At 67.5% G+C, this 24,607-nt stretch carries 22 protein-coding genes; 18 read left to right on the top strand and 4 right to left on the bottom strand.

All coding sequences use genetic code 11. The features are described 5' to 3' along the window. Positions 1 to 72: 72 nt before the first annotated feature. Together VI480_RS01375 and VI480_RS01370 are read left to right on the top strand one after the other, a co-directional pair. Complete coding sequence (locus VI480_RS01375; protein ID WP_323671022.1) at positions 73 to 339, top strand: hypothetical protein; 267 nt, start codon at positions 73 to 75, stop codon at positions 337 to 339. Continuing rightward, positions 336 to 758 (top strand): hypothetical protein, encoded by a 423-nt coding sequence (locus VI480_RS01370; RefSeq protein ID WP_323671021.1) that lies wholly within the window; start codon positions 336 to 338, stop codon positions 756 to 758. The genes VI480_RS01375 and VI480_RS01370 overlap by 4 nt, the downstream gene beginning before the upstream one ends. 24 nt (positions 759 to 782) lie before the next feature. Here VI480_RS01370 and VI480_RS01365 read toward each other — a convergent pair whose 3' ends face one another. Beyond that, positions 783 to 1,421, bottom strand: coding sequence for a superoxide dismutase (locus tag VI480_RS01365; RefSeq protein ID WP_323671020.1), 639 nt, complete (start codon positions 1,419 to 1,421; stop codon positions 783 to 785). Between the two features lie 70 nt (positions 1,422 to 1,491). On the opposite strand from VI480_RS01365, the gene VI480_RS01360 reads away from it, so the two are divergent. Then, complete coding sequence (locus VI480_RS01360; protein WP_323671019.1) at positions 1,492 to 1,884, top strand: hypothetical protein; 393 nt, start codon at positions 1,492 to 1,494, stop codon at positions 1,882 to 1,884. Positions 1,885 to 1,981: 97 nt separating this feature from the next. Beyond that, positions 1,982 to 5,011, top strand: a complete 3,030-nt coding sequence (locus VI480_RS01355) for a M16 family metallopeptidase (RefSeq protein WP_323671018.1) — start codon at positions 1,982 to 1,984, stop codon at positions 5,009 to 5,011. 37 nt (positions 5,012 to 5,048) lie between these two features. Here the strand turns inward: VI480_RS01355 and truA are convergent, their stop codons facing one another. After that, complete coding sequence (gene truA, locus VI480_RS01350; RefSeq protein ID WP_323671017.1) at positions 5,049 to 5,906, bottom strand: tRNA pseudouridine(38-40) synthase TruA; 858 nt, start codon at positions 5,904 to 5,906, stop codon at positions 5,049 to 5,051. Between the two features lie 88 nt (positions 5,907 to 5,994). Between truA and VI480_RS01345 the strand changes: the two genes are divergently transcribed. From VI480_RS01345 to tsaD, 12 genes are all read left to right on the top strand, one after another. Next, positions 5,995 to 7,716: an N-acyl-D-amino-acid deacylase family protein gene (locus VI480_RS01345; RefSeq protein ID WP_323671016.1), complete on the top strand. Its 1,722-nt coding sequence runs from the start codon at positions 5,995 to 5,997 to the stop codon at positions 7,714 to 7,716. Positions 7,717 to 7,833: 117 nt separating this feature from the next. Then, positions 7,834 to 8,280, top strand: a complete 447-nt coding sequence (gene rplM / locus VI480_RS01340; protein ID WP_416246610.1) for a 50S ribosomal protein L13 — start codon at positions 7,834 to 7,836, stop codon at positions 8,278 to 8,280. 59 nt (positions 8,281 to 8,339) lie between these two features. Then, positions 8,340 to 8,732, top strand: coding sequence for a 30S ribosomal protein S9 (rpsI, locus tag VI480_RS01335; RefSeq protein ID WP_323671014.1), 393 nt, complete (start codon positions 8,340 to 8,342; stop codon positions 8,730 to 8,732). Positions 8,733 to 8,822: 90 nt separating this feature from the next. Then, positions 8,823 to 10,271, top strand: coding sequence for a hypothetical protein (locus VI480_RS01330; protein WP_323671013.1), 1,449 nt, complete (start codon positions 8,823 to 8,825; stop codon positions 10,269 to 10,271). A gap of 55 nt (positions 10,272 to 10,326) precedes the next feature. Next, positions 10,327 to 14,016, top strand: a complete 3,690-nt coding sequence (locus VI480_RS01325; RefSeq protein ID WP_323671012.1) for an SIS domain-containing protein — start codon at positions 10,327 to 10,329, stop codon at positions 14,014 to 14,016. Between the two features lie 12 nt (positions 14,017 to 14,028). Next, complete coding sequence (locus tag VI480_RS01320; protein ID WP_323671011.1) at positions 14,029 to 14,397, top strand: holo-ACP synthase; 369 nt, start codon at positions 14,029 to 14,031, stop codon at positions 14,395 to 14,397. Between the two features lie 15 nt (positions 14,398 to 14,412). Next, complete coding sequence (locus tag VI480_RS01315; protein ID WP_323671010.1) at positions 14,413 to 15,867, top strand: NAD(P)H-hydrate dehydratase; 1,455 nt, start codon at positions 14,413 to 14,415, stop codon at positions 15,865 to 15,867. Next, positions 15,864 to 17,075: an alanine racemase gene (alr, locus tag VI480_RS01310; RefSeq protein ID WP_323671009.1), complete on the top strand. Its 1,212-nt coding sequence runs from the start codon at positions 15,864 to 15,866 to the stop codon at positions 17,073 to 17,075. The genes VI480_RS01315 and alr overlap by 4 nt, the downstream gene beginning before the upstream one ends. Positions 17,076 to 17,087: 12 nt before the next feature. Next, on the top strand, positions 17,088 to 17,591 hold the full coding sequence (gene tsaE / locus VI480_RS01305; protein ID WP_323671008.1) for a tRNA (adenosine(37)-N6)-threonylcarbamoyltransferase complex ATPase subunit type 1 TsaE: 504 nt from the start codon (positions 17,088 to 17,090) through the stop codon (positions 17,589 to 17,591). A gap of 57 nt (positions 17,592 to 17,648) precedes the next feature. After that, the gene (gene tsaB, locus VI480_RS01300; RefSeq protein WP_323671007.1) at positions 17,649 to 18,347 is read left to right on the top strand and encodes a tRNA (adenosine(37)-N6)-threonylcarbamoyltransferase complex dimerization subunit type 1 TsaB; all 699 of its coding nucleotides are present in this window, start codon (positions 17,649 to 17,651) and stop codon (positions 18,345 to 18,347) included. Then, on the top strand, positions 18,344 to 19,006 hold the full coding sequence (rimI, locus tag VI480_RS01295) for a ribosomal protein S18-alanine N-acetyltransferase (RefSeq protein WP_323671006.1): 663 nt from the start codon (positions 18,344 to 18,346) through the stop codon (positions 19,004 to 19,006). Before tsaB ends, rimI begins: the two co-directional genes overlap by 4 nt. Continuing rightward, entirely contained in the window at positions 19,003 to 20,010 is a 1,008-nt protein-coding gene (gene tsaD / locus VI480_RS01290) for a tRNA (adenosine(37)-N6)-threonylcarbamoyltransferase complex transferase subunit TsaD (protein WP_323671005.1), read from the top strand. Before rimI ends, tsaD begins: the two co-directional genes overlap by 4 nt. 126 nt (positions 20,011 to 20,136) lie before the next feature. Here the strand turns inward: tsaD and VI480_RS01285 are convergent, their stop codons facing one another. Both VI480_RS01285 and VI480_RS01280 read right to left on the bottom strand, forming a co-directional pair. After that, a complete protein-coding gene (locus VI480_RS01285; RefSeq protein ID WP_323671004.1) occupies positions 20,137 to 20,628 on the bottom strand; it encodes a hypothetical protein in 492 nt (163 codons plus the stop codon). Positions 20,629 to 20,719: 91 nt separating this feature from the next. Continuing rightward, positions 20,720 to 22,324, bottom strand: coding sequence for an ATP-binding protein (locus VI480_RS01280; RefSeq protein ID WP_323671003.1), 1,605 nt, complete (start codon positions 22,322 to 22,324; stop codon positions 20,720 to 20,722). Positions 22,325 to 22,567: 243 nt separating this feature from the next. On the opposite strand from VI480_RS01280, the gene groES reads away from it, so the two are divergent. Both groES and groL read left to right on the top strand, forming a co-directional pair. Continuing rightward, complete coding sequence (groES, locus tag VI480_RS01275; RefSeq protein ID WP_323671002.1) at positions 22,568 to 22,858, top strand: co-chaperone GroES; 291 nt, start codon at positions 22,568 to 22,570, stop codon at positions 22,856 to 22,858. Positions 22,859 to 22,892: 34 nt separating this feature from the next. Beyond that, positions 22,893 to 24,542: a chaperonin GroEL gene (gene groL, locus VI480_RS01270; RefSeq protein WP_323671001.1), complete on the top strand. Its 1,650-nt coding sequence runs from the start codon at positions 22,893 to 22,895 to the stop codon at positions 24,540 to 24,542. Positions 24,543 to 24,607: the final 65 nt, after the last annotated feature.

Here is a 24,607-nt window from a genome sequence, read left to right as displayed (position 1 = left end):
CACTCGCCGGGCCGGTGAGCTTGTGACACCCCCTGCGTACTGTGCGTCTCACATCCTGAGAGACGGAGAGACATGAGTCCACCAGCGAGTGACGAGTTGGACAGCGAGTTGATCGATGCCGACAAGAAGGGCTGGGGCGGCAGGCAGGTTCGCGCCATGACCTACCCCTCGTCCGACGGAGACGACGAATCACGGCAGATCGAAGGGCGGCTCGTCGTGCTGCCCATGACCAGCTTCGACGACGAACTCCTCGGGTACAGCTACAGCATCGACGGCTGGTCCGTGATGATGGACTCGATCCAAGAGATCACGCCCGAGAGCACGGGGTCATTGGCGTGACGGTGGCAGCTCAGGAGATGTGGGACCGCATCTTTGCATCCGGTCATCCATTGCCGTCTGGCGGACCCGACTGCGTTCTGATCCCCATGACACAGCCGGAGCTTGCCGAGTCTGATATTGAGCAGCGATTCAGGATTGCTGAGCTGGGCTTCGATTCGTTGATGCAGGCCGACCAGGCAGACCGAGACGGTGCTGTGGCTGAACTGTCGCGGTTGCTGAACAGCGTCGACACCGAGACTGCTGACGCGGTCACTGCGAGAGAAGCGTCGCTGTACGCGTTCCTGAGCCTCGGGTCACCTGCTGAGGCTGTGCGCAAAGAGGCCGAGGAGTTCTTCGCTCGCGTCAGAAATGCAGCCCAGAACGCAGCCGATCACCAGCCTGATGGCCGAGGGAATGAGGGTCACCGGCTGCCCGCCTGAAGTCGGCAATGGGCGGGTCTCGACCTACGCATGGGCGCGAAGGGCTGCGGCGTAGTTGGCCGAGGCGAATTCCCAGTTGATCAGGTGCTCGACGAACGCGTCCACGTACGCCGCCCGTGCGTTCTGATAGTCGAGGTAATAGGCGTGCTCCCACACGTCGATCACCAGCAGCGGTACCAGCTGGGACCCGGTCGCGGCTGCGCTGGCGATCGGCGTGCTGGCATCGTCGGTCTGGACGATCCGCAGCGAGCTCGCGCCGTCGCCGTCGGGGGTGTCGAAGACCAGCCAGCCCCAGCCCGAGGCGAAGTTGCCGACCGCTCCGGCTGCGAACTCGGCCCGGAACGCGTCCACGCTGCCGAAGCTCGCGGCCAGTGCTGCTGAGAGATCGCTGTCGGGCTCACCGCCGCCGCCAGGCGACATCGATTGCCAGTAGAAGTTGTGGTTCCAGGTTTGAGCCGCAGCGTTGAACAAGCCGCCTGCTGGCAGTGAGCGAACGAGGTCCTCCAGTGAACGGCCCTCGTCTGGTGTGCCTGCAATCCTGTCGTTCACCGTGTTGACATAGCCGGCGTGGTGCTTGCCGTAGTGGAAGCTGATGGTCCGCTCGCTGATGTGCGGCGCCAGACCGTCAGGAGCGTACGGAAGGTCGGGAAGGTGAATCGTCATCTGAGCACCACGCGGTCGAACGCCCGGGCGATTATGCCAGCCCAAGCCGGAACTTCAGCGTCGCCCAGGCGTGCAGCCCGCGGCCGGGGCGTTCTCGCCCGGCGATATGGTGCGGCAAGTGCGGATGGTGGGCATCTACGACGCAGACGGAACGTTGACTGGCGAACTCAGATACGCCCTCGCCAAGCTGACAGGGCGCGCCAGCTGCGCCCTGTGTGACATCACTCATGGTTGGAACCCGTTCGGCTCACGCTCATGGAAGCAGGCCTGCTCATCCTCGCCAGTCGAACTCGATCTGGTTCATCGCGACAAGGCCACGGCCGCTCAGCTCGTCGCCGCGTCGGCGTTGCCTGCCGTTCTGGTCGACACAGGCGAAGGCTGGCGCGAGGCCATGACGACAACCGAAATTGAGGCGTGTGCTGGGTCGCCGGAACGGCTCTTGGAGCGACTTCGAGCACTCTGAGTCTGGGTGTGCATTCATCTTTCGCCTGGGGTCTCTGGCCGGTGATTCACGGGTACCGTGCTGTGTCGCATCCGCCGGTCGAAAGGTGAGTCCTTCGATGAATCCAGCCCCATGGCGCCGACTTCTCGCACTGCTCTTTGCAGCCGCTCTGGTGGCAGCAGCTTGCGCTCCCGACGACAACGACGCGATCGCCGAGCCCGACGAGTCCGAAGAGGAGGCGGCCGAAGTCCACGACGACGCGGAACCCGTTGAGGCTGTCGACGACTCCGACCCTGCGGACGAGCCCGAGCCGGTGGCAGAGACGGAACCGGACGCCGGGCCAGCGCCTGCAGACGAGGCCGTTGCCGAGTCCATCGGTGACCCCGTTGATCTCGGCGCGTTCAATGATTACGACCCGACCGACCCCGATGCCACCCCGCTGCCAGTTGATCCCGATGTCCTGATCGGCGAGCTTCCCAATGGGCTGACCTACTACGTGCGCTCGAATGACTCACCCGGCAGTGCAGTGATGATGCATTTAGTGGTCAACGCAGGCGGTGTGCTCGATCCCGACGGCGCCGAGGGTGCGGCTCATTTCTTGGAACACATGATGTTCAACGGAACCGAGCTCTACTCCAAGAACGAGCTCACCCAGGTGCTGCGCGACTTCGGCACCGACTTCGGGCCCGATCTGAACGCCTACACCAGCCCCGACGAGACCGTCTACATCCTCGACTTCAAGCTCGACCACCCGGGGGCGCTGGGCTTGGGATTCACGGTGCTGTCGGAGTGGGCGTCAGCGGCCACGCTCCTGCCCGACGATGTCGATGCCGAGCGAGGCATCATCCTTGACGAATACCGCCTCCGTGACGAGTCGGCGTCGGGCCGCATCGGCAACTTCCTCGACGCGATCTACTACTCGGGCACGGTCTATGAGGGCATGCTCATCGGCGGCAGCGAGCAGTCCAACTCTTCGATGACCGCAGAGACCCTGCGGGACTTCTACGACACCTGGTACCGGCCAGGCAACATGGCCGTGGTGGTGGTGGGAGACCGGCCCGCCACCGAGCTGGAATCGCTGGTGGAGTTCTACTTCGATGACTTGGCCGCGCGCACGCCTTCGGCGCCGCCGCAGCCCGACCGCTCCGCCTTCATCGCGGACTTCGTCGACGAGCCGGTGACCGATGTGGTCACGCACCCCGACCACGGCCCCGTCTACATCTCGCTGGACTGGCAGCTGCCCGCCTGGCCACAGGGCACGGTCGGCGGCGAGCGCTTATTGCTGCTGGAAGACCTCATTGCCCGTATGCTCGACATCCGTCTCGATGCCGCTCATCGAGCGGGCCTGATGGCTCAGGCCACCGAGCCGCACTTCAGTTCGTTCGCTGCCGCCCGCGGACTGCGCCTCTACGGCACCAACTATCAGGGCCCAGACCTCAGCCAAGCCACTACCGACTACATCTCCGTCGTCGAGGGTGCGGCGCACTTCGGCTTCACTCAAGCCGAGCTCGAGCAGGCCGTGAGCGCGTTCCGGACGACGCTTGAGTTTGCGCTGGAGAGCGAGGAAACCCGTCAGGACCGGGAGTACTCGTTCGCTTACGCGGAGCACTTCCTGAGCGGTGCCGATATCTCGTCGACGCCCGAGCGGGTGGCTCGGCTGAGCGCGCTGCTCGACAGCTACACGATCGAAGAAGCCACCGCACACCTGCGCTGGGTGCTCGACGCCGCGCCGCCGCTCGTCGTGTCCATCGGTCCCGACCCGTCAGCGGTCCCGACCGCAGAAGAGCTCCTCGCAGCCGTCGAAGCGGCTGTGCCGTTGGCCCCGCCCCCCGCAGAGGAGGCGGTCGAGACGCTGATGGCGCGGCCCGATCCCGTCGCCCCGTCACAAGAGTCGGCGTTGGCCCTGTTCGCCGATGCCTACGAGTGGGAGTTCCCCAACGGTGCGCGTGTCGCTTTCGTGCCTTCGGACATCGCCGCCGGCGAAGTAAATGTTGTCGCCGAGGGCTTGGGCGGCTGGTCGTCGCTGTCGGTGGGCGACTCGGCCTTGGTGCGGCACGCTGTCGGCGCGGTCACTTCCAGCGGCGTCGGCGACGCGACAGCCACCCAGCTCGACGAGTACCTGGCCACGACCACGGCGCGGGTGAGCCCGTTCATCGCCGAGCATTCCGAAGGGTTCTCCGGCGCTGCCGGGGCGGACGACCTCGAAGCGCTCTTCGCGCTGCTGCATCTGCACGTCACCGAGCCGCGCATCACCGAGGTGGCGGTCAACGAGCAGATCCAAGTGATGCAGACCCGTCTGGCGAACGCCGAGACCTTCCCGCAGTGGATCTCCGAGCTGGCACTGCTGGAAGCGCAGTACCAAGGCAGCCCCTGGTACCAGTTCATCGCCACCCAAGAGCAGATCGACGCCACCACCGCAGACTCGTTGCTCGGCCTCTACCAGGCCCGGCTGAGCGATGTGGACGATCTGCTGGTGGCCGTTGTCGGCGACATCGACCGGGCCACCGTGGCGGACTTGGCGGCGCGCTACATCGGCACGCTGCCCGCCGGCCCCGATGACACGTTCACCGACCACAACCCCGGCTTCCCGTCGGGCGTCCAGCGCGTCACGATCCCGGTCGAGGCCGACTCGGGCTCGGCGGGTCTCGACATGGTGTTCGGCGCCTCCACGGCGCTCACCACCAGGAGCCTCGTCCTCGCTGACGTGGCATCGGCGGTCATCGATGACCTGCTGGTCGGTCGGGTGCGCGAGGAACTAGGCGACACCTACTCGGTCGGCTCGTCGATCTCACCCGACGACGCCACAGGCCGATGGACAGCACGCATCAGCGCCACCGGGCCGTCAGACGGACTCGACGCGAGCCACGCCGCGATCATCGACACGGTGGCGGAGCTGATTGCCAACGGTCCCGCCGACCGTGACCTCCAGCAGGCCATCTCGGTGACGCGGGACAACTACGTGCTCGAGTCGAACTCTGCGATCATCAACCCGCTCCTGCGGCGCCACCACGCCGATGACGGCAATGTCGGCACGCCCGAACAGCGGCGGGCAGTCCTCGAGCAGATCACGGCGGCCGAGGTGCAAGAGCACATCGCGCTATGGTTCAACCTCGACAACCGCATCGAGGTGTTCCGCTCCGAGCAGTAGCAGCCCAGACGGCTGTCGCCGCCGTGCCGATTGTCGATTACCTGTCTGCGTAGCGGACGGCGACGAGCGTCAGCCCGTGCGGCGGCGCGATGGCCGCTGCCGCGTCCCGGCTGCGTGCAGCCAATACACCGAGCACATCGCGGGCTGCCCGGTCGCCGCGCCCCACCGCCACGCATTGGCCGACGATGGCCCGCACCATCTGGTGACAGAAGGCGTTGGCCTCGATCTCGAAGAGCAACTGGGCGCCCTCGGCCGACCAACGCGCCCTCGACACGGTGCGCACCAGCGAGGCGTCGGGACGATCCTTCGGCCGGCGGCAGAACGAAGTGAAGTCGTGCTCGCCCACGAAGTGACCAGCGGCGGCATTCATCTGACCGATGTCGAGCGGAGCCGCAACGTGCCATTCGAGGTCGGCACAGCGGGGATCGGGATGGGCAGCGTTGCGGACGCGGTATTCATACGCCCGGGCGGTGGCCGAGTGACGTGCGTCGAAACTGTCCTCAGCGAGTGACGCCGCTGTCACGGCGATCTCCGGGTTCAGCAGGCGGTTCAACGAGGACGCCAGCCTCTCGAGCCGGCCACGTTCGCCGACGTTGTCCGACTGGCCTTCCGGCTGGTTGTCGTCGTTTCGGCTTCCGGTGATCCGACGGAGCCCCTCGCCGCCGATGCGAAACGACACCACCTGTGCCGTGGCATGCACGCCCGCGTCAGTGCGGCCAGCCACCGTCAGCACGGGCGCTTCGCCAAAGAGGCGTTCGAGCGCAGCGCTCACCTCGCCGGCCACCGTGCGAACGCCCTCATTGGCTGCGAAGCCGCGAAAGCCGGTGCCCCGGTAGGCCAGATCCAGCCGCACCGTCCGCTGCACGGAACTCTCAGCAGCCTCATGTTCGTTCACCGCTGGCACGGTAACTTCGCTGGGAGCGGTGCGGGCACGGTCACATGCCGGCAGAGCTGCACCGCTGACTCACAGGGGGACACTGCAGATGCTCGATATCAGGATTGCGGGCGGCACGATCATCGACGGCACCGGTGCGCCGCGCACCGAGGGCGACATCGGCATCCGCGACGGCCGCATCGTGGCCGTCGGCAACGAAGCCACTGCGGCGGCGGGGCCTGCCGAGCGCACGATCGATGCGTCCGGCAGGGTGGTCGCACCCGGCTTCGTCGACATCCACACCCACTTCGACGCGCAGGTCTTCTGGGACACCACCCTGTCCCCGTCACCTCTGCATGGTGTCACCACGGTCATCGGCGGCAACTGCGGCTTCACGATCGCCCCGCTCGAGCCCGACCACGGCGACTACCTGATGCGGATGCTGGCCCGGGTGGAGGGCATGCCGCTCGAATCGCTGCAAGAGGGCGTCCCGTGGGACTGGAGAAGCTTCGGCGAGTATCTCGACTCGATCGACGGCACGCTGATGCCCAACGCGGGGTTCCTGGTGGGACACTGCGCGCTGCGGCGGATCGTGATGGGGGAGCGCTCGGTGGGCCACGAGGCCACGCCCGACGAGCTCGAGGCCATGAAGCAGCTGCTGGCCGAGAGCATCGCCTCGGGCGGGCTGGGCTTCAGCTCGTCGTGGGCCAAGACGCACAACGACGCCGCCGGCGAGGCGGTGCCTTCGCGCCACGCCTCCACCACTGAGCTCATCGAGCTGTGCTCGGTGCTGCGGTCGAGTCCGGCGGTGGCTCTCGAGTTCATCCCGACCATCGAGCGCTTCGACACCGACGTGTACCAGCTGCTTGCCGACATGTCAGTGGCGGCGGACCGGCCGCTCAACTGGAACGTGATCTTCGCCAACGGCCGGCATCGAGATGTCATCGCCCAGAAGCTCGAAGCCAGCAACTTCGCCGCTCGCCAGGGCGGGCGTGTGGTGGCGCTGACCGCCCCGATGCCAGCGGTCAGCCGCCTGTGCTTCGAGAGCGGATTCCTGCTCGACACGCTGCACGGCTGGGCCGAGCCCATGGCGCTGCCGCCGGCAGAGAAGATGCAGCTGCTGGCCGACCCGCAGCGCCGTGCCGAGCTGAACGATCTCGCCCAGCTGCCGAGCGCATTCCGGGGCGTGGCCCGCTGGGAGCGTCTCACGGTTGGCGAGGTCACCAAGCCCGAGCTCACGCACTTCGAAGGTCGCACGATCGGCGAGATTGCCGACGAGCAGGGCATCACCCCGTGGGAGGCGCTGTGCGATTTAGTGGTTGCCGATGATCTCAAGACCGGTCTCTACCCGCGTGCCGCTGGCGACGACGACGACAGCTGGGCACTGCGCCAGGAGCTGTGGAACGACGACCGCTGCGTGATCGGCGCATCGGACGCGGGTGCGCATCTCGACTTCCTGGCCACGTTCAACTACTCGACCTACCTGCTGGCCGCAGCCCGTGACCGCCAGATGCTCGAGCTGGAAGATGCCGTACACAAGCTCACCGACGTTCCCGCCCGCCTGTACGGCCTCGCGGACCGCGGTCGTTTGGCGGAGGGCTGCCATGCCGATGTCGTGGTCTTCGACCCTGACGGGGTGGCGCCGAAGCCGATCGAGGTGCGCGAGGACCTGCCCGGCGGCGCATGGCGGCTCTACGGCGAGGCCGACGGCATCGACACGGTGCTGATCAACGGCCAGGTCGCCGTCAGCGGCGGCGAGTTCACCGATGCGCGACCGGGAACCCTGTTGCGGGCCGGGCGCGACACGGTGCCGGTGGCAGCGATCGGCTGACACTTCGAAACAGCACCTGTAGCGGTACTGCGACTGCTGGTGCCCTGCAGCGTGGTGGCTGCTGCCCGGTAGCCTCTTGGAGTCTGTCTCGCAGTCGACCCCATGCGGAGTTCCAGCGTGCGCACCTATGCCCCCAAAGCATCTGAGATCGAACGCTCGTGGTTCGTCGTCGATGCCGAGGGCATGGTGCTGGGCCGCATGGCGACCGAGGTCGCCAAGATCCTGCGCGGCAAGCACAAGCCCACCTTCGCCCCCTATATCGACGGCGGTGACCACGTCGTTGTGGTGAATGCCGACAAGGTGGTGCTGACCGGTGACAAGGCCACGAACAAGCTCGTGCACCGCCACTCGGGTTACCCCGGCGGTTTGCACAGCGAGAAATACGGCGACCTGCTGGCCCGCCGGCCGGCCGACGCGGTACGGCGCACCATTCGCGGCATGCTGCCGCACAACCGTCTGGGCCGCGCTCAGCTGCGCAAGCTGAAGGTGTACGCCGGGCCCGACCATCCCCATGCCGCTCAGCAGCCCCAGCCGCTGCCGCTGCCTCACGCCCTGGCGCGCTGAGGCACGGTTCCGCACGCTGTAGCCGATACGCCATACCCGACGAGAAAGACCTCGAATTCGTGCCCGTTCCGCTGACGCAGACCACTGGCCGCCGCAAGCGTGCCGTCGCCCGGGTGAGGTTCGTGCCCGGCAGCGGCAACATCTCGGTAAATGGTCGCCCGTTCGACGAGTACTTCACCTCGTCGGTGCACCGCATGGAGATCACCGAGCCGCTGCGACTCACCGAAGCCGCCGCGAGCTATGACGTCAGCGCCACGGTGGACGGTGGCGGGGTGGCAGGTCAGGCCGGCGCGTTGCGCCTGGGCATTGCCCGCTCGCTGCTGGTGCTCGATCCTGAGGTGCGGCCGACGCTGAAGTCGGCCGGCCTGCTGCATCGCGACGACCGCAAGAAGGAATCCAAGAAGTACGGCCTCAAGAAGGCCCGCAAGGCGCCCCAGTACTCCAAGCGCTAACCCGGCGTGGAACCCACCTCGGAGGCTGAGCCGAACGGCGAAGCCGTGGCCCGAGCGGCCCGTGAGCGAAGCGAACAAGAGCGGTAAGCAATGAGTGCTCACGCGGGTCGCCTCGCGAACAGCCACGTCTTCTTCGGAACCGACGGCGTTCGAGGGCGGGCCTTCGACGAGATCGACGAGGTGGTCGCGCACGCGCTGGGGCGCGCTGCGAACCGGGCGCTTCTTGCAGGCAATGAGGCTGCGCGCTGGTCGGTTGGCCGCGACACACGCGAGTCGGGTCCCGCGCTGGCACGGGCGCTCGTTGCTGGCCTGCGAGCGACCGGGGCTGAGGTCATCGACCTCGGCATCGCGCCCACCCCCGTTGTGGCATTTGCAGCCCAGCGCCTCGACACGGCGGGCGCCGTGGTTTCGGCGTCCCACAATCCGTGGCACGACAATGGCGTCAAGCTGTTCGCAGCGGGCGGTACCAAGCTCAGCGATGCCGAGCAGGCCGCCGTCGCCCAGTGTCTCGACGAACTGCGGCTGACGCACGGCGACCGACCGTCCGCGGCAGAGATCGCACGTCGGCTGGATGCTGCGCCCGCTGCCGGCGCGGTTGGAGCTCAGGCGGCGTCGCCGAATGAGCTGGACCGAGTGCTGGATGCCTATGAGCACTCGCTGCGTGCCGCCGTCGACGGCCGCACGCTCGACGGTCTGCACCTCGTGGTGGACGGCGCGAACGGCGCCAGCGCATCGCTCGCACCTGCAGCGCTGCAGCGGCTGGGGGCGCAGGTCACCGCACTGTTCTGCGAGCCCGACGGACGCAATATCAACGACGGCTGCGGATCGGTGAACCCTGGAACGCTCGGGGCGGCGGTGCTCGACGTCGGCGCAGATCTGGGCGTCGCATTCGACGGCGACGGCGACCGGATGATTGCGGTGGACTGCGAGGGGCAGGTCATCGACGGTGATCGCCAGATGGCACTGTTCGCCGTTGACCTGGCTGAGCGGGACCTGCTCGCGGGCGACACGCTGGTCGCGACGGTCATGTCCAACATGGGGCTGCGCCGGGCCATGTCCGAGGCCGGCATCGAAGTGGTCACCACCGCAGTGGGGGACCGTGCGGTGCTCGAGGCACTGGAGGCGGGCGGACACTGTCTCGGCGGCGAGCAGTCAGGCCACGTGGTCTTCCGACATGAGGCCACCACCGGCGACGGGTTGCGCAGCGCCGTGCACCTTGCCGACCTTGTTGCCCGGCGGGCAGCCGGCGATTCGGCGCTCACAAGCGCTGAGCTTTCCTTGCAGGCGATGCAGGTTGCCCCGCAGGTGCTCCGCAATGTGCCCGCGGACCCGGGACCGCTCGCCGATGCAACTCAGCGTGCGGTCGACAACATCGCCGCTGGGGCAGGTCCGGATGTGCGCGTGCTGGTGCGTGCCAGCGGCACCGAACCGGTCATCCGCATCATGGTCGAAGCCCCGACCGAGCGCGAGGCAATGGATCTGTCGGACCGTCTCACCGACGTGATCGTCGAGGGCGTCGGCGCGGCCGGCACCGCCTAGTCACGAATCCGGCTCCGCCTCGGGGGGCCGTCGGGTGCTCGGTACCCTCGCTGTTGTGTGCGGGATTGTGGCCGTCGTCGGCCGCCGCGACGACCGAGTTGCGCTGGAGGCCTCCGCCGTCATCCCGCGGCTGCACGAAGCCGCCGACCTGCTCGCCGCCGCAGCGTCTGGGGGCAGCTTCGACACTCCCTTTGACGGCGGCGACCCCCTCGAGCGGTTGGAAGCCGCCGCCACGGTGCTGCGAGACGCCGACGAAGCGCTGCGATCATTGCCTGGAGTCCGCCTGCTGGTATCCGACCCTAAGTGCGTGCTCGACATCGAGACCGCCTTGGCGACGGTGGAAGCGCTCGTCGACGACATCAACAGGGCCGTTGATGCGGGCGACGTGCTGCCCGGTCACGAGGGCGCCCGAATCGAGCGCATCAATGCCTGCCTGAGCGAGTTAGCCGACCACGCCTTCGCATTGCGCCGAGACCGTCTGCGGATGGCGCGCGAAGTAGTCGGACTCTGGGGTGCCACGCCGCCGGCAGCAGCCGTGGGCGGACTCTGGTCGATCCAGGTGGCGCTGTCCGCGCTCGACCGTCTCGAGGTTCGAGGGCGGGACTCGGCCGGGCTGCAGGTATTCGTTCACGGAGCGCGCCTCGACGCCGAGACCGGCAGTGCCGGTGGCGGGCACGGTGGACGGCTCACTGACCCGCTCTTCGGTGCCGGTGCGGCGCGGGATACCGGCAATGGGCTGGCGTTCGTGTACAAGACCGCATCGGAAATCGGAGAGCTCGGTGACAACACGGCCACCCTGAGATCGCAGATGCGCCAGGACAGCCTGCTGCGCTGGGCTCTGTGTGCCGACGGTGCCGAGACGGTCGTGCTGGGCCACACGCGCTGGGCCAGCATCGGCATCGTTTCGGTGCCCAACACGCACCCTCTTGACGCGTGGAGTGGTTCGATTGGCGGCGATGTTCCGCACATCGCCGCTGTGCTCAACGGTGACGTGGACAATTACGCCGACCTGATCGCGCAGCGACGTCTTCAGATTGCGCCCGAAATCACCACCGACGCCAAGGTCATCCCGACGATGCTGCGCCAGGCACTCGCTGCAAGCTCGAACGGCGCGCGCTCCACCGGTAGTTCAGTGCAGCTTCGGCAAGCCTTCGCTGGATCAGAACAGCTTCGGCAAGCCTTCGCTGATGCCGTCAGCAGCTTCGAGGGCTCGGTGGCGATAGCGGCGCATGTCTCCGCGATGCCCGATGTGGCGGCGCTGGCGCTGCGGGGGAGCGGGCAGGCGCTGTACGTGGGTGCGACAGGCCCGTCGTATGTCGTCGCCAGCGAGCCGTACGGTTTGGTGGAGGAATGCCGCCAGTACGTCCGCCTCGATGGGGAGACCCCGTCCGATCCGGCGAATCCCGTGGGCAGCCGCGGCCAGATCATGCTGGTCGGTGCGCCCACTGGCGCGATAGCCGAGCTCACCGCGCTGCGGCGCTGCTCCTACGACGGTTCGGAGTTGCCCGTCGAAGCCAGTGACATCGTCACCGCCGAGGTCACCACCCGTGACATCGACCGGGGCGAACACCCGCACTTCCTGCTGAAGGAGATCGGCGAGGCCCCCCGGTCGCTCCGGGCCACATTGCGTGGCCGCATCGACACAGCCACATTGCGTGGCCGCATAGACACGGCCACAGCCGGCCCGCTGCGCCACGCGCGACTTGGAACCGACGCCCTGCCTGCCGATGTCCGGTCCCGGCTGCGCGACGGTTCCATCCGCCGCATCGTTGCCATCGGCCAGGGCACGGCGGCCGCCGCAGCGTCGTCATTGCCGCATTTCTTCGAGACCGTCCTGGCGCCATCGCGCACGCTGCGCAGCGTTGAGGTGACGGCGCCCCTGGCCACCGAGTTCAGCGGCTTCGGCCTGCACGCCGACCTGTCCGACACGCTCGTCGTGGCTGTCAGCCAGTCCGGCACCACCACCGACACCAACCGCACGGTCGATCTCGCTCGCGCCCGTGGTGCGGCCGTGATCGCCATCGTCAACCGGCGCGGCAGTGACCTGACCGACCGAGCCGACGGTGTGCTCTATACCTCCGACGGCCGCGACGTGGAGATGTCGGTGGCGTCCACCAAGGCCTTCTACGCGCAGGTCGCGGCGTGCGCACTGCTCGCTTCGGCCATCGCTGCCGACATCCGCCCCGACGACGCCGTGACGACCGGCGCCATCAGCGACCTGCTCGGCGCGCTGGGCAAGCTGCCCGCCGCACTCGAAACCGTGCTCGCATCGCACGACGAGATCGCCCGGATCGCGCGGCGCCACGTGGGCGCCCACCGCCACTGGGCCGTGGTGGGCAATGGCGCCAACCGGATCGCGTCCCGTGAGATTCGCATCAAGCTGTCCGAGGTCTGCTACCACGCCGTAGCCGAGGACGGGACCGAGGACAAGAAGCACATCGACCTCTCGTGCGAGCCGCTCATCTGGGTGTGCGCGACGGGCCTCACCGGCTCTGTCGCCGACGACGCCGCGAAGGAGGTGGCGATCTACCGGGCGCACCGGGCAACTCCGATCGTGGTGGCCTCGGCCGGCACCGGCCGCTTTGACGCCGCGGCGGAGCTGCTGGAGGTTCCCGCCGTGCATCCGGCAGTGGACTTCATGCTGGCCACGGCCGCGGGTCACTTGTACGGCTACGAGGCGGCGCTGACGATCGACGCACTGGCCGATCCGCTGCGCGAGATGCGCGCCAGCACAGAATCGCTGCTCGCGGTTGCCGGCAGCGACGGGTCATTGCCGGCGGCCCGCGGCCGCGCTGACGCATCGTCCGCGGCCTCCGGCCGCGAGGGGGATCTGCTGGCCGTGCTGGCCGAGCGCCTGCGCGCTCCGGCCAATCGCTTCCGCGACGGCGTGCGTGCAGGCAGCTACGACGGGCACCTGCGAGCAGGCACCGCAGCTCGCCTCGGAGCGGTGCTGCGCTACGCAGTGGGCATGACGCCGCTGGAGATGTACCAGGCGGACATCGGCAAGGTGGGGCTGCCCTCGGTTGTGATCGACGACTTCACCGATGCTCTGAATATCGCCATCGACGAGCTGACCCGGCCGGTCGACACCATCAAGCACCAGGCCAAGACCGTCACCGTGGGCATCTCGCGTGCGGATGAGACGCTGCTCGACTCGATGCTGGTGGCGGCAGCGCTCGAAGCCGGTGCGCCGAGGGATCGGCTGTCGTACGCGGCCTTGCGCACGCTGGCCGCGCTCGACCCGGCAGTGGCTGAAGTCACCGGCTGGTCGCGATACCGCATCGAGGGCCAAGTGGCATCGGCCAGCGGCCCGGAGATAACGATCTGGCTGACTGATCGCGGCGGCACGGCGCTCGGCGTCGAATCGCGCACGGTGACCAACCCGCAGCTGCGTGGCAGCAAGCACCGTGCTGCCTACGAGCGCGAGGTCACGGTGGCCCGTGGCAGCGACGGCCGCACGGTGCTCCACATTCCCGAAACCAAGGACGGAACGACCACCGGACTCACACTGCTCCACTGCCGTTTCGTCGAGCGATTGCGCGCGCCAGCGATGCGGGCGGTGCTGATGGGCTACCGCGGCCGCTACGGGGCGCTGGCCGACGCGGTCACCGAGACGCTGCCATGGTTCCGCGACGATCTGCTCGGCACGCTCGATGTCTTCGATCTGCTGACCCGACCGGTGTATGTGCTCGCCGAGCATTGGCTGGGCGCCGCCATCCCGCCGGGCGATGAACCCGGTGAGTAGGACCGTCGGCAGATGAGCACCTCGATCGGGCTCGACATGGTGGACGTCCAGCGATTCGCCGCAGTGCTCGAGCGACGCAGCGGCATGCGCACCCGCCTGTTCACCCCCGCCGAGCTCGCTTACGCCATGGGGACGGTCGATCCCGACACCCGCCTCGCCGCCAGATTTGCTGCGAAGGAGGCGGTGATGAAAGTGCTGGGCATCGGTTTGGGGGCGTGCAAGTTCCGCGACATCGAAGTGGCACGCCATCCCGGGGGCCGACCCGAACTGGTGCTCCGGGGCCTCGCGGCCGAACGGGCGGCGGCGGCCGGCCTGTCTGAATGGCAGGTGACGCTCACCCACACCGATTCGGTGGCAGCCGCCATGGTGCTGGCGCAATAGGCCTGGAGCGACACGGTGATCCCGATTGTGACGCCGGCCGAGATGGCGGCAATCGACGCGGCCGCGCCCGAAGGCACCGATGTGTTGGTTGCGCGTGCCGGCGCAGCCGTCGCTATCGCAGCCCGACGGATGATGGGCGGCACCTACGGGCGGCGGGTGCTCGTGGCCGCCGGCAAGGGCAACAACGGCGCGGACGGGCGAGTCGCAGCGACGGCGCTGGAGCGATGGGGCGTGCGCTGCCGAGTCGTGACGCCACCCGAGGCACTGGAGCTTGTCTGCACGGCCAATCTCGGGGCGCCCACGTCAGCGGCGTGGGACCTCGTCATCGACGCGGCGTACGGAACCGGGCTGCGCGGGTCGTGGGGTGCGGACACAGCACCGGCAGCACCCGTGCTGGCGGTCGACATCCCCTCCGGTATCGACGCGCTGACCGGTGAGGACCACGGCTGCTGGCCCGCAGCAATGACCGTGACCTTCGGCGCGCTGAAGCCGGGCCTGTTGCTGCATCCCGGCGCGGTTGCCGCTGGCGAGGTGGAGCTCGCCCCGATCGGGCTCGACGCCAGCGGGGCGATGTCGTGGCTCGTGACCGATGCCGATGCTGATGTCGCATTGCCGGCGGCTGAGCCGGCGGCCCACAAGTGGCGCCGGGCCGTGCGGGTCATTGCAGGCTCGCCCCAGATGCGCGGCGCCGGACATCTCGTGTGCGCGGCCGCCCAGCAATCGGGCGCCGGCATGGTGGTGGTCAGCTCGCCGGGCTTGCGAGCGGCCGATGTCGCTCGACCGTCTGAGGCGGTGGCGCTCGACCTCCGGCCAGGGCAATGGGCCGGGCCCGCGCTCGAGGACATCAAGCGCTTCGACGCGGCCGTCATCGGACCGGGGATCGGCACCGACCCCGCTGCCTTGGCCCAGACAGCTCGCTTCATTGCCGACTGTCCGGTACCGCTGGTTGTCGACGCCGATGGCCTCACGGCACTCGCGGACCATCCTGAGTGCCTGCATGAGCGGACAGCGCCGACCGTCCTCACGCCTCACGACGGGGAGTTCGCCAAGCTCACAGGCGGTCCGCCAGCGGCCGACCGCTTCGAGGCAGTGCGCCGGGCAGCGGAAGAATTCAATGCTGTTGTTCTCCTGAAAGGACCGACGACGCTCGTCGCCGCCCGAGCTGCCCGAGACGCTGGCATGGCCGTCGTGCTGGCGGCCGCTTCAGGGACGGCTCGCTTGGCGACGGCTGGATCGGGAGACGTGCTCTCAGGCGTGATTGCGGCGGTCCTGTCCGCCGGCGCGACCGAGCCGAACGCCGTGCTGTCGCAGACCGCCGCCGCTGCGCACTGGCACGGTTGCACTGCCACCTTCGGCGGTCACGACCCCGGATCAGCCCTCACGCCGCTGACCGCGATGCACCAGGTCGAGCTGTTGGGGGTGGTACGAACCGGCCTCACCGCCTCCAGTTCCGAAACGAGCGGCACATGACCGACGCATCGCAGATGCGGCTGCCCGCACTCGACGCATCACAGATGCGTCCTACCTGGTGCGACATTGATCTCGACGCGCTCGACCGCAACTTGGCAGCGATCCGCCGACACGTCGGGGGGGCCGAGGTGGTGCCAGTGGTCAAGGCCAACGCCTACGGCCACGGCATCGCGCAGATCGGGCTGGCGCTGCAGGCTGCCGGGGTGTCGTGCGTGAGCGTCGCCTATGTCGAGGAAGCGCTGGCGCTGCGCAGCGCCGGACTGACCATCGACATCCATGTGCTCGGTGGTGCCGTCGAGCGCCAGATCCCGCTGTTCCTCGCCCACGATCTGATCCTCACGGCGCCGTCGATTGACAAACTGCGCCAGATCGACCAAGCAGCCGTCGCTGCAGGCACCACCGCCCGGGCGCATCTCAAGATCGACACCGGCATGGAGCGCATCGGCGTTCACCACTACAACGCCGAGGGGCTGTTCTCCGAAGCGCTTCGCTGCCGCTCGGTCCGCGTCGAGGGCGTGTTCAGCCACTTCGCCAACGCTGACAGTGGTGATCTGTCCGATGCGCGCAGTCAGCTCGAGCGCTTCAGCGAGGCACTGGGCTTCTACGAACGACATTCGCTGCCCACGCCCGTCCGGCACATGGCGGCGTCCGCGGCCATTGCCCGCCTGCCCGAGGCCCACCTCGACCGTGTCCGTCCGGGCATCGTGCTGTACGGCGTGGCTCCCAAACCCGAGATCGCAGCCGCCCTGCCGACCGAACCGGTGCTGAGCTGGCACAGCGAGGTCGTCTATTTCAAGGTGGTGCCCCGCGGTGCATCCGTCGGTTACGGCAGCACGTGGACCGCAGACCGCCAGACCCGGGTGATCACCCTGCCCGTGGGGTACGCCGACGGCTACGCCCGCTCCCTGGGCACAGGTCCGCAGCAGGGGCCAGCGCAGGGACCGGCGAACGTGCTCATCGACGGTGCGCCGCACCCCGTGGTGGGCCATGTCTGCATGGATCAGACGATGGTCAACCTCGGCGATGGCAGCGCCTACAACGGCGACCGGGTCACTCTCGTCGGCCGCCAGGGCGACGAGCGTGTCACCATCACCGATCTGGCCGATTGGTCCGGTCGTAGCCCCTACGAAGTGCTCACCGGAATCTCGCTGCGCGTCCCCCGCGTCTACCGCCGGGCAGAGGCGCTGGGCTGCGGCTCAGCACGCTAGACAAGCTCCGTTATGCGGTTCCGCACCACGAGCGCCGACGGGACGCGAGCTGTCGCTGCGGCGCTGGCCCCGCTCTTGCGCCCTGGCGATGTGCTGCTGCTGTCGGGCGACCTGGGTGCTGGCAAAACGGTGTTCACGCAGGGGCTGGCGGCGGCTCTCGGGGTAGTTGAGCCGGTGACCAGCCCCACATTCACGCTCGCGCAGAGCTACCAGGGCCGCATGAGGTTGCACCACCTCGACGTGTACCGGCTGGACAACCTCGGCGAGGTGCTCGATCTGGATCTGCCCGAACTGCTCGACGACGATGCCGTGGTGTGCGTGGAGTGGGGCGAGGTGGTGATCGGCGAGCTGCCACGCGATTTCCTGCGCGTGCGCATCCGGCTGGCCGACCCCGGCGAGTCGCCCGACATCCGCATCTTCGAGGCCGACCTCATTGGTCCGAGCTGGCACGACCGCGCCGACTCGCTCGCCGCAGCGTGGCACTTCGCCGACAGCTTCCCGGTGCCGCCGTGTTAGCTCACCGCTGCGCGGAGGCAGCGCAGTGCTAGTGCACCGCTGCGCGGAGGCAGCGCAGTGCTAGTTCTCGGCATCGAGACAGCGACGCCGCAGGTCGGCGTGGCCATCGGCGGGCACGAGGGCATCATCGCCTCGTTTCACACCACCCGCGACCGGCGCCATGCCGAGACGCTCGCGCCGGCCATCCGGTTCCTCTGCGAGCAGGCGCAGATGAAGCTGTCGCAAATCGGCCTGGTGGCCGTCGATGTCGGCCCGGGCCTGTTCACCGGCTTGCGGGTGGGCTTGGCGACTGCGAAGTCCATTGCGCATGCCTGCCGCGTCCCGATGATCGGCGTCTCCAGCCTCGACCTCACGGCGTTCCCGGCACGGTTCAGCGATCGGCTCATCGTCTCCACCGTCGACGCTCGCCGGGGAGAGATCTTCTACGCCACCTACCGGCGGGCGCCCGGGGGGATCCAGCTCATGAGCCCGCCCGCAGTGGATCAGCCCACCGACGTGGCCGCGCAGCTGATGGCGACGGGTGCCGAAACGCTGATCGTCGGCGACGGTGCCGAGCGCTACGCCGAGGTTCTCGGCGACGTTCGGGGAGCCGAGATCGGCCGGGAGGGGCTACGCCATCCCAATGCTGGAGCGCTGGTGGAGCTGGCGCACGCCCGGGCGCTGCGCGAGGAGTTCGTCAGCCCGTCCGAAATAGCGCCGATGTACCTGCGCGCCCCCGACGCCCGCATCAACTGGCAGCAGCGGGAGCGGTCGTGAGCATTCATGCGTCACCGAACGTCGCGGTCCCTGCCGGGAGCCGGCCTCCCGCCGCCCCGCCACCCGTCATCGTCCCGATGCGCCGCAAGCATCTGCGCGAGATCCGCCGAATCGACAAGCTGGTGTACCCGAGGCCCTGGTCGATGGCCCTGTACCTGGACGAATTGCAGCGGGCCGGCGAGCGGGTATACCGCGTGGCCTGCACGCCGGGCCCCGACGGCCGACCGACCGGCGTCATCGGCTACGGCGGCTTCATGATCGTGGCCGGCGAAGGGCACATCACCTCGGTGGCGGTGCATCCTCACTGCCAGGGTCAGCGCGTGGGCGCACGGCTGATGCTGGAGCTGCACCGCGAGGCCCGGCGCATCGATGGGCTGGAAGCGCTGACGCTGGAAGTGCGTTCCTCCAACACTGCGGCGCAGCGGCTCTACCGCTGGTTCGGCTATGCGCCCGTCGGCAGTCGCAAGAACTACTACCGGGGCGGCCCTGGCGGAAAGCGAGAGGACGCGTTGGTGATGTGGTGCCACGACATCGACAGTCGCTCGCACGGCGAACGCCTGGACGCCATTGCCACGGCCCTCGGCATTGCCGAGGGCGCATCGAGCACGGCCCTCGGCGTTGCCGAGGGCGCAATGAACACAGCCATGGGGGTGCAATGACGACCGTCCTCGGCATCGAGACCTCCTGCGACGAGACGGCCGCAGCGGTCGTGGACGACGGCCGCGACGTGCGCTCCAGCATCGTCAGCAGCCAGGTGGATCTCCACGCCCGCTACGGCGGTGTGGTTCCCGAGATCGCCGGCCGCGCCCACGAAGCCCTCATCACGCCTGTCGTGGCCGAGGCACTAGTGGAGGCCGGTGCCGCCGACAGCGACATCGATGTCGTGGCGGCTACGTGTGGTCCCGGATTGGTTGGCAGTCTGCTCGTGGGGGTAGCCGCTGCCAAGGCGCTGGCGCTGGTGTGGGACGTTCCCTACATCGGCATCAACCACCACGAGGCCCACCTGTATGCGGCGCTGCTCGACGAGCACGACGCCGAGGTGCAGTTCCCGCTCGTCACGCTGCTGGTCTCAGGCGGGCACACGATGCTGATCTCGTTCGAGGGCCATGGCCGCTACCGCCTGCTGGGCGCCACCCGCGACGATGCCGCCGGGGAGGCCTTCGACAAGGTGGCCCGCTACCTGGGACTCGGCTACCCGGGCGGTCCCGTCATCGACCGGCTGGCATCCGAGGGCGACCCCACTGCGGTCCCGCTCACCAGGGCCATGCTCGACGACGGCTACGACTTCTCGTTCTCGGGAATCAAGACGGCGGTCATCAACTGGGTTCGGGCCCATCCCGAGGTCACCGCCGCCGACGTTGCGGCGTCGTTCCAGGCCTGCGTGACCGACGTGCTCACGCACAAAGCCCGCAGAGCAGCCCATGAGGTCGGGGCGGCGGGCATCTGCCTGGCCGGCGGCGTGGCAGCCAACAGCACCTTGCGTGAAAGAACGCTCGACATCTGCACCGAAGACGGCTTCAATGCCTACTTGCCCAGCCGGGCCATGTGCACCGACAACGCCGCCATGATCGCTGCGACCGCCTGGTACCGGCTGGCCAGCGATGGCCCTTCCGACCTCGACGGCGGCGCCGACCCCAACCTCCGCATCGACTTCCTCAATTGACGCCCATCAGTCGAACTGTTGACGCGCACCGGTCCGATCACATACGCCATTGCCGCAGGGGCAGTTTCAGCCGCCTCCACCCGAGTCGTCAGCCCGCACGCGAGGCTGCACAACCTTTAGGGCCAGTCAGTCCTCGTCGAGGCCGAACTCGGCTAGGACCCTGTCGATGGTGTGCTGATCGGTCAGCTTGCAGGCGGTGTTCCGGTAGGCCTTCAGACCCTTTTCCCAGAATGCGCAATCGATGTTGCGAGCAACAGTCCATTTGACAGGGACGACCCTCTCGTTGATGTTGTCGTTGTCCGAGTTCACCCGATCAGCGAAACACAATGCGAAGCGCTCGACGAAGTCGGGCTGTTCAATCAATAACCGCTCCTCGCCGTCAACGGGCACAGTTTCCTCTCGGAGCCGCCTCGGCGTGCTGGTCACCAAGCCGACGCCGACATACCCGGCACGCGCCACATGGGCGAAGACCTGGTGTCCGGGCTTGAGGTGTCGCAACGGCTTACAATAGCGTTCACCGCCACCGCCGCTCAGGAGGCTGTAGCGACGCGCAAAATCCCATCGCCAGCCGCCCCACTGGTCCTTGTATCCGTGTACGACGCTGTGTCCGAACGCCACGTAGTAGTCCCGGCCGTTCCATGCTTTCGCCGACATCGCTACCTCTCCGTCCGCCGTACAAGGCGACCGAGCCTACGAAACGTGGCCTTGATCAACCGCTGCCGGGTAGTACATAGTGCGAGCCACGCTTGGAGCCTCGAAGTTCGAGCTGACCATGGGCCACCAAGTTTCGGAGCACAGCTACTGCGTCAGATCGAGAGAGTCCCATGACTTCGCGTACTGCTGCATTCGTGATGGGACCCGAGTCGGCCAATTCCAGGATGGCGGACTGTATGCCAAGGCGGTCCAAGCCAACCCAAGCAGGGCGTCGAAGCCCAGGCGCGATGTAGTACCGGGTGCCACGACGCTCACCGTCTTGGATGAGAAAGCCGGCGTCGCGCAGCCTCTGCAGACTCTGGCGCGCCGTCGAGCTATCGGCGTGGAGCAGTGACCGGACACTGGTGTTCGAGAGTTCGACTCCTCGCGCCGCCTCGATTAGCACGCGCCGGTCCTCCGGCTGCAACAAGGTTCGTTGCTCAAGCTCACGCGCCCACGCACGCTCTTCAGGTGAGACTGGACTCTCGATCGGCAGCCGCACCGTGACGTGTCCGGCAGGGTCCTCGGCAAAGGTGGGCTCAGCTCGAAGATCCTCAGCCATTTCCTCCAAGATGACCCGGACGCCGCGGCCCGCGTCTTCTGCAAGGCCGAAAGCGCGTAGTGCGCGGATAATGCGCCGATTGCGCGCGGCATGCGCATGGCGCAGGTTCTCGCTGGTCACGGGCGCAACAAAGCCACCCGGGGACTTCACCGTCACCTCGTGAGGTGTGACCCGTACTTCTACTGCAGATCCTGCGAGTTGGTAGTCGCGGTGAGCGACGGCGTTGGCGATCACCTCTCGCAGCGCCCTGACCGGGAGGCGCCGAAGCTCGTGACGCTTGCGTCCGAGCACCACGAGATCGAAACCCAGTTCGTTGTCGAGCCACGCAGTCGTCTCATCGACCTGCTGGGCAGGGGTGCCTGCAAACGACCTACGGAGGTCGTGTTCGCCATCAGGATTGGGAAAGCGAAAGACCTCTACGAAGCACTTGCCGAACTCGCTCGATGCCTGCGGCACCAAGAAGAGAGCGCCGGCCTTGGTGAGCACCGCCTCGCCGGACCGACGTACGAGCATCCCTCGCTCTTCGAGCGCATCGGCCAAGATGGGATCGTCGAGTCCGGCATCGACATCGAAAGCCTCGCAGAGCTGCCTGAGCAGACTCGGATCGGCCATGGCAATCGACCACTCCGAGGGGCTGCTGTCGAAGCTGTCATGTGTGCGCTCTGTCACCAATTCGACGAGAGTTGCGCCCGTCAATGGAAGGTTCTGCTTGCCCCGGCGGATCAGAGCGGCGCCATCCGATGTCTGTGCGAGCCCTTGCAGCCGCCGTCCGATCGAGAGGACGGTGATCAGCACGTTCCCGACGGTCAGGGAGCGGATTTTGATCGGGCCGGGCGATTCGACATCGTTGATGATCTCCCACAGCGTCTTCTCCAGACCTGCATCCAGCGGCTTGCCTGTCGGTTGGCCGCTGTCGTTGACGCCGAGCAGCAGCACACCCCCGTCGGCGTTGGAAAACGCGACAATCGCCCGCTGGATCTCCTTGCGGCTGACGCCTGCCTTCCATTCCACGTAGTTGCTCTCGTTCGGAAACTCTGTTCTGAACTGTTCGGTCGTCATCAACAACTGCTGTGTCGGCCTCTCGGGGTGAAATGACAGATATGAACTGTTTGTCATTGATCTGAACTTATCCCACTCGTTCTTTCATAAGCAACATAATTTGCAATTGTGCTAGCGCGAGGTTGTGGCCGCTTACGTGTGCTCGTATCGTTAGCACTCGCCCGGTGAGAGTGCTAAGTGCCGCCGGGCAGTTCCATGACACGCCCCAGACAGGGCACAGCGCCACAGGAGGCACTTCCGACCATGAACCTGAAGCCACTTGAGGACCGCATCGTCGTGCGTCCGAGCGACGCCGAGGAGACCACCGCCAGCGGCCTGGTCATCCCCGACACCGCCAAGGAAAAGCCCCAGCAGGGCGAGGTACTTGCGGTCGGCCCCGGCAAGCGTTCCGACCAGTCGGGCGACATCATCCAGATGGATGTCGGCGTCGGCGACACCGTCGTCTACAGCAAGTACGGCGGCACCGAGATCACCGTGGGCGGCGAGGACCTGCTCATCCTGAGCGCCCGCGACGTCCTGGCCATCGTGGCCTGACGCTGACCGCGCCGACAAGAAAGAGAACCAACACATGCCGAAGATCCTGAAGTTCAGCGAGGAGGCCCGGCGCGGCCTCGAAGCTGGCGTCAACAAGCTGGCCGATGCGGTCAAGGTGACGTTGGGGCCCAAGGGCCGCAATGTCGTGCTCGAGAAGTCATTCGGGGCACCCACGATCACCAATGACGGCGTGAGCATCGCCCGCGAGATCGAGCTGGACGACCCGTTCGAGAACATGGGTGCTCAGCTCGTCAAGGAAGTGGCCACCAAGACCAACGATGTCGCCGGCGACGGCACCACCACCGCCACCGTGCTGGCCCAGGCGATGGTCCGCGAGGGCCTGCGCAACGTGGCCGCCGGTGCCAACCCGATGGAGCTCAAGCGGGGCATCGAGACCGCGGTGGCAGCCGCTGTGGACGAGATGGTCGACATGTCGACCGATGTCTCCGACGACAAGGACAAGATCGCCAGCGTCGCCGGGATCTCCTCAGCCGACACCACGATCGGCGAGACGCTCGCCGAGGCGTTCGACAAGGTCGGCAAGGACGGCGTCATCTCGGTGGAGGAATCCAACACGTTCGGCGTCGACCTCGAATTCACCGAGGGCATGCAGTTCGACAAGGGCTTCCTGTCGCCGTACTTCGTGACCGACCCCGACCGCCAGGAAGCTGTCTTCGACGACCCGTACCTGCTGTTCGTGAACGGCAAGATCGGCGCGGTCGCCGAGATGGTGCCGGTGCTCGAGAAGGTCATGCAGACCGGCAAGGGCTTGGTGATCATCGCCGAGGACGTCGAGGGCGAGGCGCTGGCCACGCTCGTCGTCAACAAGATCCGCGGCACGTTCTCATCGGCAGCCGTGAAGGCACCTGGCTTCGGCGAGCGACGCAAGGCGATGCTGGCCGACATGGCGATCCTGACCGGCGGCGAGGTCATCTCCGAAGAGGTCGGCCTGAAGCTCGACAACACCACCCTCGACCTACTGGGCACCGCCCGCAAGGTGATCATCACCAAGGACGAGACCACGATCGTGGAGGGCGGCGGCGACAGCGGCGACGTCGATGGGCGTGTCGTGCAGATCAAGCGCGAGATCGACGAGACCGACTCCGACTGGGATCGCGAGAAGCTGCAGGAGCGGCTGGCGAAGCTGGCCGGCGGTGTGGCGGTGATCCAGGTCGGCGCGGCCACTGAGGTCGAGCTGAAGGAAAAGAAGCACCGCATCGAGGACGCCGTGTCGGCCACCCGGGCTGCGATCGAAGAAGGCATCGTGCCCGGCGGCGGCACTGCGCTGCTGCGGGCTCGTGCTGCGGTGGCAGCGCTCGACCTCGACGGCGACGAGGCCACCGGGGCTCGCATGGTGCATCGGGCGCTGGAAGGTCCCAGCCGCCAGATTGCGCAGAATGCCGGCTACGAGGGTGCTGTCATCGTGCAGCAGATCGAGCAAGCCGACGGCAACACGGGCTTCAATGCCGACACCGGCAAGTTCGAGGACCTGGTGTCTGCCGGCGTCATCGACCCGGCAAAGGTGACCCGTGCGGCGCTGCAGAATGCAGCGTCGATTGCGGCGCTGCTGCTCACCACCGAGACACTGGTGACCGACAAGCCCGAGGAAGCCGATCCTGCCGCTGCTGCTGCGGCTGCTGCTGCCATGGGCGGCGGCATGGGCGGCATGCCCGGGATGATGTAGCTCCCGCTCCACTCCCTCCCAAACAGGCACAGGGCCGGCGTTCGCGCCGGTCCTGTGTCGTTCTC

This window comes from Candidatus Poriferisodalis multihospitum, assembly GCF_028283155.1.
GTDB lineage: Bacteria > Actinomycetota > Acidimicrobiia > Acidimicrobiales > Poriferisodalaceae > Poriferisodalis > Poriferisodalis multihospitum.
The sequence above is the reverse complement of the archived record's forward strand: the minus strand, read 5'-3'. Positions and strand labels throughout refer to the sequence as shown.

Excerpts from the sequence above, each read along its gene's own strand:
- groES (WP_323671002.1), top strand. The coding sequence starts at position 22,568 with ATGAACCTGAAGCCACTTGAGGACCGCATCGTCGTGCGTCCGAGCGAC.
- tsaE (WP_323671008.1), top strand. The coding sequence starts at position 17,088 with ATGCGGTTCCGCACCACGAGCGCCGACGGGACGCGAGCTGTCGCTGCG.
- VI480_RS01355 (WP_323671018.1), top strand. The coding sequence starts at position 1,982 with ATGAATCCAGCCCCATGGCGCCGACTTCTCGCACTGCTCTTTGCAGCC.
- VI480_RS01330 (WP_323671013.1), top strand. The coding sequence starts at position 8,823 with ATGAGTGCTCACGCGGGTCGCCTCGCGAACAGCCACGTCTTCTTCGGA.
- VI480_RS01345 (WP_323671016.1), top strand. The coding sequence starts at position 5,995 with ATGCTCGATATCAGGATTGCGGGCGGCACGATCATCGACGGCACCGGT.
- VI480_RS01375 (WP_323671022.1), top strand. The coding sequence starts at position 73 with ATGAGTCCACCAGCGAGTGACGAGTTGGACAGCGAGTTGATCGATGCC.
- groL (WP_323671001.1), top strand. The coding sequence starts at position 22,893 with ATGCCGAAGATCCTGAAGTTCAGCGAGGAGGCCCGGCGCGGCCTCGAA.
- VI480_RS01320 (WP_323671011.1), top strand. The coding sequence starts at position 14,029 with ATGAGCACCTCGATCGGGCTCGACATGGTGGACGTCCAGCGATTCGCC.
- tsaD (WP_323671005.1), top strand. The coding sequence starts at position 19,003 with ATGACGACCGTCCTCGGCATCGAGACCTCCTGCGACGAGACGGCCGCA.
- VI480_RS01280 (WP_323671003.1), bottom strand. The coding sequence starts at position 22,324 with ATGACGACCGAACAGTTCAGAACAGAGTTTCCGAACGAGAGCAACTAC.
- alr (WP_323671009.1), top strand. The coding sequence starts at position 15,864 with ATGACCGACGCATCGCAGATGCGGCTGCCCGCACTCGACGCATCACAG.
- VI480_RS01365 (WP_323671020.1), bottom strand. The coding sequence starts at position 1,421 with ATGACGATTCACCTTCCCGACCTTCCGTACGCTCCTGACGGTCTGGCG.